Origin of the sequence: Stenotrophomonas sp. 2YAF22 (genome assembly GCF_052114665.1) — a bacterium.
GTDB lineage: Bacteria > Pseudomonadota > Gammaproteobacteria > Xanthomonadales > Xanthomonadaceae > Stenotrophomonas > Stenotrophomonas indicatrix.
Window position 1 is genome coordinate 1 of the sequence record NZ_JBFRFE010000787.1, and the last position, 1624, is coordinate 1624.

Annotated in this window: 2 protein-coding genes; one reads left to right on the top strand and one right to left on the bottom strand. The window is 66.5% G+C overall.

All coding sequences use genetic code 11. From position 1 onward, the window contains the following. A partial coding sequence (locus AB4Y84_RS21120) for a DUF3413 domain-containing protein (RefSeq protein WP_442250869.1) occupies nucleotides 1-829 on the bottom strand: 829 nt, incomplete at its 3' end. 153 nt (nucleotides 830-982) lie between these two features. On the opposite strand from AB4Y84_RS21120, the gene AB4Y84_RS21125 reads away from it, so the two are divergent. Then, nucleotides 983-1624, top strand: a 642-nt coding sequence (locus AB4Y84_RS21125) for an isopenicillin N synthase family dioxygenase (protein ID WP_442250870.1), incomplete at its 3' end; no start/stop codon positions are given.

Below are 1624 nucleotides of genomic sequence, written 5' to 3' on the forward strand. Positions count from 1 at the left end.
CGTCATGGCGCAACGACTCCAGTACCACCATCAGCACGTTCGGCCGCTGGTGGCTCTGGCAGCGCAGGGGTTGCAACGGATAATTCAGCTGGGCATGGCGCGGATCGGGCAGGCCGACCTGGTGCTGGCTGACCACGCCGAAGCGACGCATCGCGCTCTTGGCGGTGATCGGCTGCGCCCATGGCAGGTAGTTCCATTGGCTGATCACTGCGCGTTCGCCGAGCGCGTCGTAGTAGGCAGTGGCGACCTGGCCGCCGCCCATCAGCAGGGCAACCACCGCCCAGGCCTGCAGTACCCGCCGCCGACGCGGCGCTGCGGGCAGCAGCTTCCAGCACGCCCAGGCCAGCAGGCCCTGCGCGGCGAAGATTGCCGACACCAGAGCCGTCACCTGCAGCCAGGTCTTCCAGGACAGGCTCACCTGATCCTGCAGGGCGCCGCCGAACACCATGTTGGCGACCATCGCGTTGAGGTGGAAGCGATACAGCGCGAAGACCTTGGCATCCACCAGCAGCAGGCACAGCCACAGACCCTGGCAGATCACCGCCGAGACGCTCAACGCGCGCGCGCTGCGCGGCCACAGGCCGATGGCCAGTGGTAGCAGGCCGGCCAGTGCACCGAACGCGAGCAGGTGGCCTGGCAGGGCGAACGCCAGGTAGGCCAGGCCGAGTGTGCCGCCAGGGTTGTCGCGCAGCGGCACGTTGCCCAGCGCGATGAACGCGGCAAGCACCGCGTTGGCCGCGATGAACAGCGACCACCAAGCCAGCCTGCGCCAGCGTCGGGCGGGCCCGGGAAGAACGGCGGCGGTGGCGTCGGGCAGAGCGGCGTCCATGGGAGAGGCGGGTTCAAGTGGGCAGCAAGGGCGTTTCCCGGCGTGACGAAGTCGTTAAACCGCGCGCGGGTGGCGCATTGTATCGGTTTGTTTCAGTGTGTCGGTGGCATGCCCCGATCTATCTGTCACAATGTTCAGATCGGTCGCCATGACATGGCGGGCCCGTACCGACTCAACGACRAGCCAGGAACCGCTGTGAGCCAGATCCCCACCCTCGACATCACCCGTTTCGACAGTGACCGCGACGCCTTCGTGGCCGAGCTGGGGGCGGCGTACCGCCAATGGGGATTCGCGGGTATCCGCAACCACGGCATCCCGCAGGCCGACATCGACGCGGCCTACGACGTCTTCAAGGCCTTCTTCGCACTGCCTGATGAGACCAAGCGCAAGTACCACGTGGCAGGCAGCGGCGGCGCCCGTGGCTATACCCCGTTCGGTGTGGAGACCGCCAAGGGCTCCAAGCACTTCGACCTGAAGGAGTTCTGGCACATCGGCCGCGAGATCGCCGACGACTCCAAGTACCGGGAAGTGATGGCGCCGAACCTGTGGCCGTCCGAGGTCGAGGGTTTCCGCGAGCGCGGTTACGGCCTGTACCAGGCGTTGGACAACCTCGGTTCGCGCGTGCTTTCGGCCCTGGCCCTGCACATCGGCCTGCCGGAGCACTTCTTCGCCGACAAGACCAATTTCGGCAATTCGATCCTGCGCCCGATCCATTACCCGCCGATCACCACCGACGACATTCCGAACGTGCGTGCCGGTGYGCATGGCGACATCAACTTCATCACGCTGCTGGTC